This window comes from Microvirga sp. GN3, assembly GCF_055792825.1.
Genome location: NZ_JBVVAK010000172.1, coordinates 1 through 14976, shown reverse-complemented (window position 1 = coordinate 14976; position 14976 = coordinate 1). Strand labels below are relative to the sequence as shown.

The following is a 14976-nucleotide window of genomic DNA, read 5'->3' as shown; positions in this document are numbered from 1 at the left end:
TTCAGACCGATCCCTGGACGGGATCAAATCGGAAGGATGGACGGCTTCAAGTCGGAAGGGCGGACGGGATCAAATCGGAATCGTGGACGACTTCAAGTCGGTACACATGGACGGATTGCGTCGGAATCCGCATGCTCAGCTTCCGGGCATCCAGCGGCGATCCCTGGCTTTCAGGAACGTCCACTGTTTCTGCCCTAAGCCGACCTTCGGCTTAATTCCGAGAAGTGCCATGAGCAGACGATCCAGCTTCGTCCGGAAATTGCTATCAAGAGCGGTTCCGGTTTACGGATGCGGCTCCGCGAATGGGTATGGACACTGCATGCAGCCCAGACGTGTCAGAACTCCTGGGCTTTCCGCCCATCGGACTCCTGACCCGGATCGTCTGCGATCCATGTCCGGCCGGCTGCGGTGACTGCGGCCTCACCGGACATCCCAGTCGCAGATGAGGCCAGTGCGTTGCCCAGACGCCAATGCATGCATTTCGATGTCTGGCCTATGCCCGGGTTGAACGCGTTGCACGGATCAAGAGTGCGGAAGAACGCCTGCATCGCCGGCTTCGCGGGGTACAGGTGACCGACATTGTGTTCGGCTGGATACTCGGCCTTGCGTTCGTCGAGCAGTGCCCACATCCGATGCTCCATGGCCAAGCAGTCCTCGCCCTTGCGCACGACGTAGTCCTGATGGAAGACGTGACAGAGGAAATGGCCGTAGTAGAGCTTGTGAACGATCCCGCCGTCGACGTCGGCGGGAAGCGTCTCGAACCAGTCCCGGTCGTTGCGCCTGAGCGCGATGTCGAGGGCGACGATGTCCTCCACCTCCCTGTGATGCACGGCGCGATACCGGACGGCAGCTCCGGCGACGGCGAAACGATGCAGGAAGGCCGCACTCCCCTCTACGGCGTCGCATTCGAAGAAGTCGCCGTTACCCGTTCCGAAGCAGCCTTCGAGGAAGTGTCGTGTTTCCTCAATGCCCTCAACGCTAACCTTCAGCAGCAGATGGTGCTCGTACCGATCACGGAAATCCTTCATCCTCCGCGGCAGGTGACTTGGGAACAGGCCACTTGCCGCCTGGAGCAATCGGTCGCTCAGGTGCGACGGCAGGAAGCTGGAACGGCTGGCGAACTCGTCGAACCTCGACTTCAGTGCGAAGAACGCGGGCAGGCGCGCGGTACCGAGGGCACGGATCAGCAGGAACGTGTCCTTGCCGTATCGCTCGGCGACATCGAATGCCGTGCGATGGACATACTCGCCGGCAATGGGAAGGTTCTCGAAGGTTCCCAGGATGCGCCGCCGGATCTCGGCCAGTTCATCGACGCTGTTGGTCCCGATGTAGAAGACCTTGGTCGCAGTGTCTGCCGGGAACGTGTCGAGACGCACCGCAAAGACTGCAAGCTTTCCCGCGCACCCGGACGCCTCATGGAGCCTGCGGGGGTCGGCGTTGAAGCGGGCTGGTGTATCCGCGTCGATTTCGCGGACATGATTGGCATATTCCCGGTCTGAGGCCCAGAGGGTCCGGTCGTCCTCGACCGCCTCGTCCTCAACCTCCCAGCGGTCAAGGCGGCCGAGCACCTCCTCCGGCGCCCCGCCCAACCTGATCCCGAGGTGGTTGACGAGACGAAGCTGCCCGTCGGCATCGACTTGCGCGAACAGCGCCAATTGGGTGAAGGCCGGTCCTCGGCGAACCAGCGCGCCACCGGAGTTGTTGCAGATCCCGCCCAGGACCGAAGCCCCCAGACACGATGAGCCGATGACGGAATGCGGCTCCCGGCCGAGTGGCTTCAGCACTTTCTCGAGCTGGTCGAGCGTCGCACCGGGCAGGCATAGTACCTGCCGGCCGCCATCGATCAGATGGACCACCTTGATGCGCATGGCGTTGATCAGGACGACATCGCGATCGTACTCGTCGCCATCCGGCGTGGAGCCGCCGGTCAGGCCAGTGTTGGCCGCCTGCATGATCACGACCTTGTCGGCCCGGACGCAGGCTTGCAGCACCAGCCACTGCTCGACCAGGTTGCCCGGCCTGATCACCGCCAGTACGCGGCCGCCGCCGAAGCGGTATCCGGTGCGGAAGCGCCGCGTCTGGCTCGGGCGCGTCAGGACATGGCGCCGACCGACGATCGCCCGCAGCCCGGCAAGGAAGTCGTCCGTGTGCGCCGTCTGCGCACGCTCAGACGGGACAAATGCCTGCCGCGACGGAGAGGGATCGGGTCCTGGGGTTGAATGAAGCATGGTTTCTCCAGTTCTTACGCGACCTGCCGTTGACGGTTCTGAGGCAGGTGCCCACCAGACCGACCGCCAAGGATCGATGGACCGTACCCGGACATGCAGCTCCGTCAACGCAGGGGGCGGCATTGCTTCCGACCCGGACCGACACTTGGTCATTCGTTCGCCCGCGCAGGCGTAGCTTGACGCCGCCCGTCGCGCCGTCGTCAGTCGCGGGGCCCATCCAGCTCGACGATGACCACCTCGAAGGTTATGCAGACCGGATTGTCCCCGGGGACGAGGGTCCCGGAGGAAATTCTGCCGTCCATGTCGACCACATCGACGTCGAGGGACGTCGATGGTCGACCGTGAACGCTCTCCACCCAGCCCTCGCGGATCAGCACCTCCGTCGCGTACGCCTCCACGCGGCCACCATCCGCGTAGCGGACCCCGTTGAGGCTGCCGATGCCATAGACATCCGCCCTTTCGAACCCATGGCTCAGGCAGATGTCCCCGATGGCGGTGCAGATGTCCGCATTGGGCCGCACCTTCGCCAGCAGCGCGCGGGCGCCTGCGCGCCCTGCCGTGTCCGCGGAGACCGTCACGGGTTCGAACAGGATGAAGTCCGTCTCGGGGTCGGGCAGCGCCTTGAAAGTGACCGCTTCCAACCCGATCCCGATCGCCTCAATGGACTCCGTCACGCGGGTATCCGGCCCCAGCAGGTGGCCCATCCGCGTGCCCTCCAGAGTGTTCCAGATCCCGTGGCAGTGGACGAAGGGCTTGCCGTCCCGCCAGCCGACGATGGTGCCGGCGCGCTCGATCCTGACCGGCCCCTCAGGCGCGAAGGTGCCGCTGTACCAGGCGGCATGACGGCCGTCCGGCGATGCGGCCGGCATGACGTACCTGAAGGGATCGCATGTCCCGCCCCGCAACATCACGAAGCCTCCGATGCAGCCGCGATCCGCGAACCCCTTGGCGATGGCCACGTCCACGGCATCGCCTGGCTCGAGCACGAAACGCAGCGGTACCGCCCTGCCGGTGACCGCCGTCGTGCGCTCCAGAACAACCGGACCCGGGTGATGGATGTGTCTCATGTCGGGCATCGGCATTCGTCAATCCGCCCGCATGATTTGCCGGGGATCGGCCCGGGGATCGCGAGGTCCCCAGCGACCGGCTTCGACCTGGGCGATGAATTCCGCCATCATGCGGTTGAACAAGGCCGGCTCCTCCAGGTTCAGGGTATGGCCCGATTTCGGGAATATGGTCAGGCCGGAGCGCGGAACGGTCCGCTTCAGGAAGATCCCCGGCTGGATCGAGTGATCGTCCTCATCGCCCACGACCACCAGCAGGGGAACCTGCATCGCTCCCAGTTCGGCCTCCAGATCGTACAGCGATGGACGCCGCATCTGGACGCCGCGCATGGTGTTGGCGGCGCCTTGCGCGGAATGCTTCGCGAGCCTTTCGGCGAACAGCCACCAGCCGCGGGGATCCTTGTCCTGGAACTGCACCCGGGATGCACTCTCGGCGTAGAGAGGGGCAAATCCTTCGGCACCCCGCTCCTCGAAGCCCCTTGCAACCTGCTCGGAGTTCCGGCGGAACGCTTCCTGATGTTCTTTCTCGGAGCCATAGCCCGCCCCGGCGACGACAGCCGAGAGGATGCGGTCCGGGTGACGCAGGGCAGCATGCAGGCAGGCGAATGCGCCCATGGAGAGACCGACGATGTGGGCCTTCCCGATCCCTGCCGCACTCATCACGTCGATGATGTCGTCGGCGGCTCGCGCCTGTGAGTACATCTCCACATCGTCGGGAATGTCGGACGGCGGATAGCCCCGCGCTGCGTAGGTGATGACCTGATGACGGCGGGAGAAATAGCTGACCTGGGGCTCCCAGCTCCAGTGGTTCCCGCCGAACTCGTGGACGAAGACGATCGGCGTGCCCTGCCCGGCGGATTCGTGGAAGAGCCGTACGCCGTCGCTCGTGGTTGCAAATGGCATAACAACACCCCGTCAGTGGAACTCGGAGACGGCGCAGCTCTGTCCGCCGTCCACGGGAAGGCAGATTCCGGTGATGAACTGCGCCTCGTCCGATGCCAGGAACACGGCAGCGTTGGCGATATCCCAGGCCGTTCCCATGCGTCCGACCGGGACGGCTGCGTTCCGGGCCGCCACCATCTCCTCCACCGTCGCATATTGTCCGGAGATCTGCTTGTAGATCAGAGGCGTGTCGATCAAGCCGGGCATGATGCAGTTGGCGCGGATGCCCTGGCGGGCGTATTGCATGGCCAGCGCCACCGTCGCCTGATTCACTGCCGCCTTGGTGGCGTAGTAGGCGAAATACGGATAGCCCGTCCAACGGATCGCGGCGAGGGAGGAGATGTTGACGATGGCTCCGCCGCCCTGGCGCAGCATGTGCGGAATGATCGCCTTCGCCGTGCGGTAGACGGGCCCGAGGTTCAGCTTCACCGCCGCCTCGAACTGCTGCTCGGTCAGCTCGACCGGGCCGCCCATATGGGTCACGCCCACGTTGTTGTGCAGGATGTCGATCCGCCCGAAACCCGCAATGACCTGCGCGACCGCGCTCTCGACCGAACCCGTATCGGTGACGTCCGCCGCGACGGCAATGGCCTCACCGCCTTCGCTCGCGATGATGGACGCGGTTTCCTGCGCGGCTTCCTGTACCAGGTCGATGCAGGCTACACGGGCCCCTTCCCGTGCATAGGCGGCGGCGGCAGCCTTGCCGTTTCCCCATCCCGGCCCCGAGGACCCTGCCCCGAACACGATGGCGGTCTTGCCCTTCAGACGATCAGCCATTGATCTCCGCTCCATTTCCCAGTGCCAGAGCCGCAGGCGCGGCCGCCGCGGCGCCATGCCGTTCACTTCGCAGGAAGCCACTCCTCGAGGGTGACCTCGAACGTCATGCAGATCGGGTTCAAGCCGGCGACGAAAGGTCCGCCGTAGACATTCCCCTCCGGGTCCGCCACGACGCCCGTGAGTGCTGCCCTGAGCGAGCCGTCCTCGCCCGGACGCACCTCGCCCGCCAGGCTGACGATTTCCACGGCCGGACCCTGGATCTGGAGGTACTTGCCGTCGATCGTGCCCATGCAGGCATCCACGAGGCTGCCCAGCGCACCGCGCACGAATGCGTTTCTGAAGCCCTCAGCGAGACACAGCTTCTCCACGCCCTGGACGAGATCCTCGTTGGGAGCGATCCTCGCGTAGGCCACACGGCCCATTGAGCCGTTCTCGACAGCGATCATCTCACCCATTGGTCGTTTCCTTGTATGGTTGAAGAAGCGGAATGTTCGTCTCGGGATCGTAGGCCTGCCGGAGTTCGAATTCATCGAGCGAGGTGACGAGAACCGGGATTGGATCGCGGCTGACGATGCAGGTCTCCGTCAGGATGTGACCACCCTTGACCTCACCGCTTTCGGTGCGGATCGCGGCATGGCAATGCACGAGCGGCGAGCCGTTGATGCTCTTTCCCAGCGTCGCATTGCCGAAGATCATGTACGTGCGGCCGGCGGGTATCGGCTTGGAATAGGCGATCACGGCCTGCCCCTGCTGATCGGGAGGCGCGACGCAATACTGAAGGCCCTCGAAATAGCCGCCGAGGATTGTCGTCGAGGCAGACGTGATCCCGATGTCCGCCAGTGGCTTCACGAGGCCGTCGAAAAGGCTCACGCCGGGCAGGAGCGCCAGTCGGACATGCCGCCCCTTGGACGAGCGAAGGCTTTGGATGCGAACCGGGTTGAACCGGCCGGGGTGGATCAGAGTACGCGGTCGGGGCAACTGCGTCGTGATTACCCGCTTCATCAGAAACCTCCGGAGGCAGGTGCCAGCTCACGCACGTACCGACGCCAGCGCCTGACATAAAGGGCCGCTCCCTCGGTCAGGTTCTGCACCCCGGCATCATCGATCTCCCGAATGACACGGCCCGGGGCACCCATGACGAGTGAATTGTCGGGGATGACCTTGTTCTCGGTGATCAGCGTGTTCGCGCCGATCAGGCAGTTCCGGCCGATCCGCGCTCCGTTGAGGATGGTTGAGTTCATGCCGATCAAGGTGTTCGAGCCGATCGTGCAGCCATGCAGCATCACCTTGTGGCCGATCGTGCAGTCCTCGCCGATCGTCAGCGGATATCCGGGATCGACATGGAGCACGCAGCCGTCCTGGACATTGCTGCGTTCGCCGATCTCGATGATGTCGTCGTCGGCCCGCAACACCGTGCCGAACCAGATGCTGGCCTCGCGCTTAAGGCGAACGTTGCCGATCAGAACGGCGCCTGGGGCAATCCAGTATTCGCCCTCCGAGGGAAGGACAGGTGCCGTTTCAGCAAGGGAGAACAAATGGGTCATGTTTGAGCCTTCTATGCCTGGACAGGCGGATCGAAAGCGGCGGACGGCTCGCCGATGATGCCCGCGGTCGTGAAGCCGCCATCGACGCAGATCGTCTGGCCGGTGACGTAGCTGGACTTGCGATCGTCGAGGAGGAAAATGGCCGCCCCGGCGATCTCGGCCGGCGATCCATAACGCCGCTGTGGCACGGTCGTCATCCAGGCGGCCCGCACCTCCGGTGTATGGATCTCCTGCACGAGCGGCGTCTCGATCGGACCGGGAGCGATCGCGTTCACCCGAATGCCGGCGGACGCGAGCTCGACCGCCATGACCTTGGTCATCGTGAGCACGCCTCCCTTGGATGCGCCATAGGCGACTCGTCCCTTGTTGCCCTTGATCCCCGAAACGGAGGCGATGTTGATGATTGATCCTGCGCCACGGGTGCGCATGTGCCTGGCCGCCTCCCGCGAGACCACGAAGCTGCCGATCAGGTTGACCTCCAGCATCTTCCGGAAGAGCTCGACGCTCGTGTCGAGGGCCGGAACGTCACGCCCGATGCCAGCCGAATTGACAACTCCCGTCAGTGATCCGAACTCTGCCTCGCAGGCCGCGATCGCGCGGACGACAGCGTCCTCGTCCGCGACGTTCATCTGCTCGTACCGCACGCGGTCGTCAGGTGCCCCGAGCAAGGCGCGGCACCGACTGAGGCTTTCCTGATCCAGGTCCGCGACGACAACGCGCCAATCCTCCGCGAGGATCGCCTCAACGACCGCAAGGCCGATGCCCGACGCTCCTCCGGTCACCAGTACCGTCTGCTCTTGATTCATGTCCGCCTCTCCTGCGGTGGGTCCAATCGTCCTTCGGGAAAGGATGCCGTCTCGGCTCAGGCCGAGGCCTGAGCGGCTTGGTCGAGCGGCAGGCAGCCGCGCGCCTCGAGTTCCGCTCGGACGTCCTTCTTGGTGATCTTGCCGTAGGCCGACTTGGGCAGGGCATCCCAGAAGAACACGCGCTTCGGAAGCTTGTAGCGGGCGACCTTGCCCTCCAGCCACGCCAGGAGTTCCGGCTCGTTGAGGGTAGCATTCGGCCGCAGTACGCAGACCGCCACACCAACCTCACCCCAAGTCTTGTCTGGCACGCCGAGGATGGCGACCTCCGCGATTGCCGGGTGGGTCAGGATCTTCTCCTCCGTTTCGCGCGGGTAGACGTTCGAGCCGCCCGATATGTACATGTCGGAGGCACGCCCCGTGATGTAGAGGAATCCTTCCTCGTCGAGGTGGCCCAGATCGCCGGTGCGGAACCAGCCGTCGCGGAAGGCCTTCGCGTTGGCTTCCGGGTTGTCGTAGTAGCCCGCGAACACGGCCGGACCGCAGACGCAGATCTCCCCTGTCTCCCCTGTGTTGAGCTCGCGGCCCTGGTCGTCCTGAATCGAAACCTGCATGCCTGTCCGCTCGTAGCCGCAGGTGCCGACCTTCACGCCGGGTGCATCCTCGGTCTCGTGGAGAGCAGGCGGGAGCACGGTGATGTTCCCGGTGACCTCGCCGAGCCCAAAGTACTGGACCAGAACCTTCCCGAGCTTTTTCAGCGCGTGCTTCTGGTCCTCCCGGTACATGGGCGCTCCCGCGTAGATCACGTAGCGCAGGGACGAGTGATCGTGCGCGTCGACTGAAGGATGCTCGGTCAGCATCTTCACGATGGTGGGCACCGTGAACATGTTGGTGATGCGCCAATGCGCGACCAGCCCCCATGCCTCGTCAGCGTCGAACCGGTCGCTCTTGAGCAGGACGGTCTTGACACCCCGCGCCACTTGCACGAGCTGGTGGATGCCTGCCCCGTGCGAGAGCGGGGCCAGGACCAGGGAAGCGTCCCGATGCGTGGTGCCCGGCATCAGGTCGCAGAGATGGTTCGTGATCACGAAAGCCATCTGGCCATGGGTGAGAACGGCAGCCTTGGGACGTCCCGTCGTGCCCGACGTGTAGAAGAACCAGCACGGATCGTCGTGCTCGACGGACGCCATCGGTATGCCCTTCCCGGAGTGCTGTGCGACGAGGGCATCGTAATCCTCGCCGAATTCTGACGCCCCGATGGAGACGACGAAGCGGATGTCCGGAGCGGCCTCGCGCGCGGCCGCGACGTGCTCCGGGAAATCGCAATGGCAGATCATCGCGGAGGCGCCGCTCGACTGGGCGAGGTAGGCCACCTCGCCCGGTGTCTGACGGTAGTTCGTCGGCACCCAAACGGCACCGATCCGGAAGCAGGCGAACATCGACTCGAACATCTGGTTGCCGTTCTTGGACTGCACCAGGATGCGGTCGCCCTTCCTCACGCCCCGGGCCGCCAGCGCCGCCGCCATGGCGTCCACACGGCGGTCGAGGTCGGCCCAGGTCCAGGTTTCCTCGCCCCGGACAAAGCCGATCTCGCCGCCATATCGCCGCGCCGCCTGACGCAGGAAGTGGGAGAGGTTCATAACTCGCTTGGAGACCGGCGCAACGCCGCCCGCAGGAGCTTGATCGAGGCTCGTCATTTGCGTCGCTCCAGGATGGATACGTAGTTGGCGACGGCCGCGCCGCCCATGTTGAAGACGCCCGCGAGCTTCGCATCCGGGATCTGCATGTCGCCGGCTTGATTCATGAGCTGGAGGCAGGCCATGACGTGCAACGACACGCCGGTGGCGCCGATCGGGTGGCCCTTTGACTTGAGGCCGCCGGAGGGGTTGATCGGCAGGCGGCCGTCCTTCTGTGCAGTGCCTTCACGAACGACCCGGTAGCCTTCTCCTGGAGCGGCGAGTCCCATTGCCTCGTATTCGATGAGTTCGGCGATGGTGAAGCAGTCATGGGTCTCGACGAAGTCGAGATCGTCCAAGGTGACTCCGGCACCTGCGCGCGCCTTCTCCCAAGCCATCCGCGCACCGGCGAAGGCCGTCGGGTCACGCCGCGAGAGCGGCAGGATGTCATTGACATGCTGGCGGGTGCGGAAGGCGATTGCCTGCTGGAGGAGCTCAGCGGTTTCCTCGTCGGCCACGACGAGAGCCGCCGCCCCGTCGGAGATCAGCGAGCAGTCGGTCCGCCGCAGGGGCGCCGCCACATAAGGGTTCTTGTCGGACACGACATTGCAGAACTCGAAGCCGAAGTCGCGCCGCATCTGCGCGTAAGGATTTGCAACGCCGTTTTTGTGGTTCTTGGCGGAGATGCGGGCAAGCTCCTCGCTGCGGTCGCCGTAGCGCTGGAAGTAGTTTTGGGCGATCCGGCCGAACACGCCGGCGAAGCCGCCATCGATGTCGGCCTCTTCCTTCCTGTAGGAGGCGCTCAGCAGGATATCGCTGGTCTCGACCACGGGCTTGGCGGTCATCTTCTCAGCCCCGACGACGAGAGCGATGCGGCCGCGTCCGCTCTCGATGAAGTCGAGAGCCGTGTAGATCGCGGCCGATCCCGTCGCGCAGGCATTCTCCACGCGGGTCGCGGGAACGTAGGCGAGAGCCGGCTGATCGAGTGCAACCTGGGCCGCCTCGAAGCCCTGCTTCGAGAAGCCGTTGTTCATGACGCCGACATAGATCCCGTCGACGTCCTCAGGTCCAACCCCGGCGTGAGCGAGGGCCTCGCCCGAAACCCGGGCCATCAGGCTCTCGACATCGGGATCTTCCAACTTGCCGAAGGGCGTATGGGCCCAGCCAACGATGCAAGCACGTGCCATATCTGCAATTCCTTCAATTAGTGATCATCAAATGGTGTTGTCTTACGCGTCTTGGTCAGGCGGCCCCTTCGGGTCGCCCGACGGCTGTAGTTATAGGAGCCCGATCGAGATCCAGGGCACCGTGGCGATGATGACGAGACCCACGAGCAGCGCCACGAGGTACGGCCAGATCGCGCCGATGGCTTCGTCCGGCGGGACGTTGCCGATCTTGCAGGCGAGATAGAAGCCCACGCCAATCGGCGGCGCCATCAGGCCGATGTTCATTGCCGTGACCATGACCATCGCATAGTGGATGTCGTTGATCCCGAGGTTCTTCGCGATCGGGAACATGAGCGGAGCCATGAGCACGATGGCGGGCAGTCCCTCGAGCACGCTGCCCAGGATCAGGAAGACCACGATGGTCACGGCCATGAACGAGAGCCAGCCGCCGGGCAGCCCCGTCATGAACGTCGCGAGGCTCTGGGCAACGCCGGCCTGCGTGATCGCCCACGCCATCGCAAGGGCGGTGCCGAGGATCAGCAGGATGGATCCGGTGAGAGCCGCCGTCTCCACGAGCATGGCGTAAAACGTGCGCCAACCGATGCCGCCGTAGAGGACAATGCCGACGAACAGGGCATAGATCACCGCAATAGTCGACACCTCGGTTGCCGTCGCGACACCGCCGGCCACCGTGCTGCGGATGAGGAACGGCAGAACGAGGGCAGGCGCCGCAACGAGGAGAGTGCGGCCCATCAGGGAGAGCGGTGCCCGCCGCACCCTGGACATGTCTTCGTGCCGGCTCTTCCAACGAGCCAGGATCGCCAGGACCGCGAGCAGGACCATGGCGACCACGATGCCGCTGGTGAACAGGCCCGCAATGGAAACGCCTGCGACAGAGCCTAGCACGATCAGGACGATGCTGGGCGGCACGGTATCGGCCATGGCAGCTCCCGTCGCGAGCAGCGCGATCATCTCCCGCGGGCTATGGCCGCGACGCTTCATCTCCGGGAACAGCGCCGGGGCGACCGTGGCCATGTCGGAGACCTTGGAGCCGGAAATGCCCGAGACCACGAAGAGCGAGCCGAGCAGCACGTAGGACATGCCGGCGCGAACATGGCCGAGCAGCGACGCCAGGAAGTCGATGATGGCCTTGCCCATGCCGGTGGCATCGAGGATGCAGCCCAAGAAGACGAAGATCGGAACCGACAGCAGGATGAGGCCGGACATGCCCTCATCCATGCGGCCGATCATGACGAAGGTCGGGACCTGCGTCGCGAAGGCAAGGTAGCTCAGCGTGCCGATGCCGAAGCAGAACGCGATGGGAACGCCGGCGACGAGGCACGCCGCGACGAATACGACGAGGAAGAGAACGATCTTGGCATTGCCGAGCCTGACGAGGGAGGGCGAGAAGTACCACAGCAGGCCGGCGATCACGGCAAGCACGAGGGCCGAGACGATCAGGTCGCGCCAAGTTGAGATCCGGAGGGCATATGCAAGCACGATGCCCAGCATGGCAACCATGCCGAAGGGAATGGCGGCCGCGCGGAAGGTGTTCGGGATCTCCAGTGCGGCGGTGGTGATGTACCACTCCTCCATCGCATAGTCGAAGGCCGGGGCGACCAGCGACAGAAGGAAGGAGGCGACCACCAGAAGCCCGAAGGTCTCCACGAACCGCTGTGCCCGCTCCGGCATCATGTGTAGAAACAGTGTCAGCCTGAGGTGCTCGTTGCGGTCGAGCGCGATCGCGGACCCGAGCATCGCGAGCCACAGGAAGCACAGCGACGCGACCTCATCGATCCACACCACCGGGAGCGAGAATACGTAGCGGGAAATCACGCCTGCCAGCAGCAGGACTATGATGGCGACGAGCAGGGCCGACGAAACGATTTCGAAGGGCCTGAGAAGGCGGGAGCCCGGCCGCACGTCGCTCTCGACAATGGGCACGGATTCCGGCGCGGCGAGTACATGTGCGGAGGAAGTCATATCCAACGTTCCTATGGGTTTGCGGGGATCACGTCCGACGGAGGGAGGGTCATCCACGGATGGGATGACCCTGCAACCTCGAAAGCAGCGGCGTGATCGCTGACACGGACGCCTTACGCCAGGGTGCCGACGGACTTCTCGAGGATCGCCCAGGCCTCGTCACCGTACTTGCCCTTCCATTCGCTATAGAACCCGGCCTTGCGCAGCTTGTCGCGGAACGGCGCCGGATCGGGCTGGTTGACAACCATGCCCTTCGCGGCGAGCTCCTGCTGGAGGCCGGCGTTGAGCTTGGCCACGTCCTCGCGCTCCTTCTCGGCCGCGGCGTTGATGTGCTTGGCGACGATGGTGCGGACATCCTGCGGCAGCCGCTCCCAGGCGCGCCGGTTGCCCAGGAACCAGAAGCCGTCCCACATGTGGTTGGTCATGGAGAGGTACTTTTGCACCTCGTACAGCTTCGCGGTCGAGATGATCGCCAGCGGGTTCTCCTGCCCGTCGACGACCTTAGTCTGAAGCGCGGTATAGGTCTCGTTGAAGTTGATCGAGGTGGGCGCAGCCTCGAACGCCTTGTACATGGACGTCCAGAGCGGCGAGACCGGCACCCGGATCTTGAAGCCCTTCAGGTCGTCGGGCGTGTTGATCGGCTTCGACGACGACGTGGTCTGTCGGAAGCCGTTGTCCCAGATCTTGTCCATGACAACGAGGTTCACCTTGGCGATCTGCTGGCGGACATAGGCGCCCAGGTCCCCGTCCATGGCCTTCCAGACCGAAGCGTAGTCCGGGAAGGCGAAGCCCACCCCGTTGATGGAGGCGGCCGGTACGAGCGTGGACAGGATCAGGCCCGACAGGGTGAAGAACTCGACGCCGCCCGAGCGTACCTGGCTCAGCGTGTCGGTGTCGGAGCCGAGCTGGTTGCTGGGGAAGATTTGCAAGTCAAACCGGCCGTTGGTCTCGGCCTTGATGGACGCAGCCATTTCCTGGGCCCGCACGTTCATGGGATGCGCGGTCGGCAGGTTGTTCGCGTACTTGTAGGTGAACTCGGCCTGCTGGGCGCGGGCGATGAACGGCGCTCCGACAACCCCGCCTGCGAATGCGGTCGAGCCGGCGATGAGCAGACGGCGACGAGAGATGATCATATAAACCTCCTGGCAGGTCACACGGGACCTGTGCGTTTCCTCGGAACGTCCGGGGTCCATGCGATGGACCTTCTTGTTTTCTCGGATCAAGAAGAACGCTGGATTATAAATTGTCAAACGCTTAATGTTTTCCCTAGGGATAACACGTCAGGCAAGCCCGAGAGGTCCACATGATGGAACATGTAAGGAGCACTTCAGCCAGGAAGGCCGTGCAGGCAATCGGCGCTGCCGCTGCCAGCGGCGCTCAAAGCATCGACCGTGCCGCCACCCTGCTCCTCCTCGTTGGTCGGGCGGGGCCGTCGGGTGGCCGCCTCTCGGAGCTTGTCGAGCAGTGCGATCTTCCCAAGCCGACCGTCCGGCGGATGCTTCTCGCCCTGGTACGGGCAGGCCTTCTCGACCAGGACCCAGAAACGCGACGCTACTACATCGGACCGGAGATCTATGTTCTGGGCACTCTCGCAAGCGCTCGCTTTGGCATCCATCCGATCTCTCTCCGGTCTCTCGTGCGGCTGAGCCAGGAAACTGGCGACACGGCCTTCCTTTCGGTCCCGCGAGGCCTCTACTCCATCTGCGTCCATCGGGAGGAAGGGCCGTACCCGATCCGAGTCCATGCGCTTCACGCCGGCGACCGCCACCCTCTGGGTGTCGGAGCCGGAAGTCTTGCCCTGCTGTCTGCCTTGCCGGACCACGAGGTGGAGGAAGTCCTGGCTGCGAACGCGGAGGTCTTGGCTGAGAAATATCCCCACCATCCGCCGCCCGTACTCCGTAAGCTCGTCCAGGAAACCCGGGCGAAGGGTTACGCGCTGAATCCAGGCCTGCTGCTCCCGAGCTCGTGGGCCGTCGGGGTTCCCATCCGTGGGGCGGATGGCCGACCGATCGGTGCTCTCTCCATTGCGGCGATCGAAAGCCGGTTGAGCGAAGTCCGCCAGCGGGAGATCGTCCCGCTCCTGAAGAAGGAAGCGACCTGGATAGAGATGCGCTTGAGCGAGGTCGGCACCGCCGACAGACCGTCTAGGAAGAAGGTCAGATAGGCCTGGGCATGCTGCCGCCCGCTTCCACGATTCCCTTACTACCGAGACCTCATGGCGCCACTGCCTGCGGGTGCTGAGGACCTTGCCGGTGTCTGCCCGAGCATCCACACACTGCACTGCGGGGTGGCGGGGCTAGACGGGCGGTGACGAGCTGCGCGTCGACGGAGGCCAGGACACTCAGGGCGATTATGGCCGAGGTGGCTCCATCCGCCTTGGCTCACTTACATAGCATGAGCATAGCATGAGGCAGCAGCTACGACCGGCGAGTGCTGGTGCCTTGGACGGTGCTCGATGGGGCGGGAACCATCCTGCAAATCGCTGCTATCCTCGATGCGCTGCCGCTGCGGCGTGAAAGCTGGTCCGCCCAACCCCTAGCTCAAGCTGTACGGCGCCGTGCCTGATCAGGAGCTTCTGATGATAAGCGTGGTGCAAGGCTCCCATCGCAAACTGAACAAACTAGACGACGGCACTGCCCCGTACTGTCTGAGCCCTAGGATGGATAGTCAGCTAATGGGATGGACCGGCCGTGCTTACCGGCGCACCCTTCATCAGGGGCGCCCAGCACGAGGATTTGAGCCATGCCCAAAGCTCCGCTTCAGCAAGTTGCCACCCTTGGCATCGACATCGGC

Annotated in this window: 13 protein-coding genes; 1 reads left to right on the top strand and 12 read right to left on the bottom strand. The window is 64.3% G+C overall.

Annotated features, from left to right (window positions below; genetic code table 11):
- Positions 1 to 335: 335 nt before the first annotated feature.
- The 12 genes from dld to ACS5Q1_RS40430 form a co-directional block, all read right to left on the bottom strand.
- Positions 336 to 2228 carry a D-lactate dehydrogenase gene (dld, locus tag ACS5Q1_RS40485; RefSeq protein ID WP_473103524.1) on the bottom strand — a complete coding sequence of 631 codons (1893 nt, stop codon included), beginning with the start codon at positions 2226 to 2228 and terminating at the stop codon, positions 336 to 338.
- Positions 2229 to 2428: 200 nt separating this feature from the next.
- Entirely contained in the window at positions 2429 to 3295 is an 867-nt protein-coding gene (locus ACS5Q1_RS40480; RefSeq protein WP_473103523.1) for a PCC domain-containing protein, read from the bottom strand.
- Between the two features lie 18 nt (positions 3296 to 3313).
- Positions 3314 to 4195 carry an alpha/beta fold hydrolase gene (locus ACS5Q1_RS40475; protein ID WP_473103522.1) on the bottom strand — a complete coding sequence of 294 codons (882 nt, stop codon included), beginning with the start codon at positions 4193 to 4195 and terminating at the stop codon, positions 3314 to 3316.
- A 12-nt stretch (positions 4196 to 4207) separates the two neighbouring features.
- Entirely contained in the window at positions 4208 to 5011 is an 804-nt protein-coding gene (locus ACS5Q1_RS40470; protein ID WP_036360285.1) for a glucose 1-dehydrogenase, read from the bottom strand.
- A gap of 62 nt (positions 5012 to 5073) precedes the next feature.
- Positions 5074 to 5466, bottom strand: coding sequence for a PPC domain-containing DNA-binding protein (locus ACS5Q1_RS40465; protein WP_036360287.1), 393 nt, complete (start codon positions 5464 to 5466; stop codon positions 5074 to 5076).
- Positions 5459 to 6013 (bottom strand): DNA-binding protein, encoded by a 555-nt coding sequence (locus ACS5Q1_RS40460; protein ID WP_036360289.1) that lies wholly within the window; start codon positions 6011 to 6013, stop codon positions 5459 to 5461. The genes ACS5Q1_RS40465 and ACS5Q1_RS40460 overlap by 8 nt, the downstream gene beginning before the upstream one ends.
- Positions 6013 to 6555, bottom strand: coding sequence for a gamma carbonic anhydrase family protein (locus ACS5Q1_RS40455; RefSeq protein ID WP_473103521.1), 543 nt, complete (start codon positions 6553 to 6555; stop codon positions 6013 to 6015). Before ACS5Q1_RS40455 ends, ACS5Q1_RS40460 begins: the two co-directional genes overlap by 1 nt.
- 11 nt (positions 6556 to 6566) lie before the next feature.
- Entirely contained in the window at positions 6567 to 7361 is a 795-nt protein-coding gene (locus ACS5Q1_RS40450) for an SDR family NAD(P)-dependent oxidoreductase (protein WP_473103520.1), read from the bottom strand.
- A gap of 56 nt (positions 7362 to 7417) precedes the next feature.
- Entirely contained in the window at positions 7418 to 9055 is a 1638-nt protein-coding gene (locus ACS5Q1_RS40445) for an acyl-CoA synthetase (protein ID WP_473103519.1), read from the bottom strand.
- On the bottom strand, positions 9052 to 10221 hold the full coding sequence (locus tag ACS5Q1_RS40440) for an acetyl-CoA acetyltransferase (RefSeq protein WP_473103518.1): 1170 nt from the start codon (positions 10219 to 10221) through the stop codon (positions 9052 to 9054). The genes ACS5Q1_RS40445 and ACS5Q1_RS40440 overlap by 4 nt, the downstream gene beginning before the upstream one ends.
- 90 nt (positions 10222 to 10311) lie before the next feature.
- A complete protein-coding gene (locus ACS5Q1_RS40435; protein WP_473103517.1) occupies positions 10312 to 12183 on the bottom strand; it encodes a TRAP transporter large permease in 1872 nt (623 codons plus the stop codon).
- 113 nt (positions 12184 to 12296) lie between these two features.
- The gene (locus ACS5Q1_RS40430; protein ID WP_473103516.1) at positions 12297 to 13316 is read right to left on the bottom strand and encodes a TRAP transporter substrate-binding protein; all 1020 of its coding nucleotides are present in this window, start codon (positions 13314 to 13316) and stop codon (positions 12297 to 12299) included.
- Positions 13317 to 13489: 173 nt separating this feature from the next.
- On the opposite strand from ACS5Q1_RS40430, the gene ACS5Q1_RS40425 reads away from it, so the two are divergent.
- The gene (locus ACS5Q1_RS40425; protein ID WP_473103525.1) at positions 13490 to 14347 is read left to right on the top strand and encodes an IclR family transcriptional regulator; all 858 of its coding nucleotides are present in this window, start codon (positions 13490 to 13492) and stop codon (positions 14345 to 14347) included.
- Positions 14348 to 14976 lie beyond the last annotated feature (629 nt).

What these genes read in the sequence shown, in the direction of transcription:
- ACS5Q1_RS40470 (WP_036360285.1), bottom strand. Translation starts at nt 5,011, where the DNA reads ATGGCTGATCGTCTGAAGGGCAAGACCGCCATCGTGTTCGGGGCAGGG.
- ACS5Q1_RS40480 (WP_473103523.1), bottom strand. Translation starts at nt 3,295, where the DNA reads ATGAGACACATCCATCACCCGGGTCCGGTTGTTCTGGAGCGCACGACG.
- ACS5Q1_RS40430 (WP_473103516.1), bottom strand. Translation starts at nt 13,316, where the DNA reads ATGATCATCTCTCGTCGCCGTCTGCTCATCGCCGGCTCGACCGCATTC.
- ACS5Q1_RS40465 (WP_036360287.1), bottom strand. Translation starts at nt 5,466, where the DNA reads ATGGGTGAGATGATCGCTGTCGAGAACGGCTCAATGGGCCGTGTGGCC.
- dld (WP_473103524.1), bottom strand. Translation starts at nt 2,228, where the DNA reads ATGCTTCATTCAACCCCAGGACCCGATCCCTCTCCGTCGCGGCAGGCA.
- ACS5Q1_RS40445 (WP_473103519.1), bottom strand. Translation starts at nt 9,055, where the DNA reads ATGACGAGCCTCGATCAAGCTCCTGCGGGCGGCGTTGCGCCGGTCTCC.
- ACS5Q1_RS40440 (WP_473103518.1), bottom strand. Translation starts at nt 10,221, where the DNA reads ATGGCACGTGCTTGCATCGTTGGCTGGGCCCATACGCCCTTCGGCAAG.
- ACS5Q1_RS40435 (WP_473103517.1), bottom strand. Translation starts at nt 12,183, where the DNA reads ATGACTTCCTCCGCACATGTACTCGCCGCGCCGGAATCCGTGCCCATT.
- ACS5Q1_RS40460 (WP_036360289.1), bottom strand. Translation starts at nt 6,013, where the DNA reads ATGAAGCGGGTAATCACGACGCAGTTGCCCCGACCGCGTACTCTGATC.
- ACS5Q1_RS40475 (WP_473103522.1), bottom strand. Translation starts at nt 4,195, where the DNA reads ATGCCATTTGCAACCACGAGCGACGGCGTACGGCTCTTCCACGAATCC.
- ACS5Q1_RS40450 (WP_473103520.1), bottom strand. Translation starts at nt 7,361, where the DNA reads ATGAATCAAGAGCAGACGGTACTGGTGACCGGAGGAGCGTCGGGCATC.
- ACS5Q1_RS40425 (WP_473103525.1), top strand. Translation starts at nt 13,490, where the DNA reads ATGGAACATGTAAGGAGCACTTCAGCCAGGAAGGCCGTGCAGGCAATC.
- ACS5Q1_RS40455 (WP_473103521.1), bottom strand. Translation starts at nt 6,555, where the DNA reads ATGACCCATTTGTTCTCCCTTGCTGAAACGGCACCTGTCCTTCCCTCG.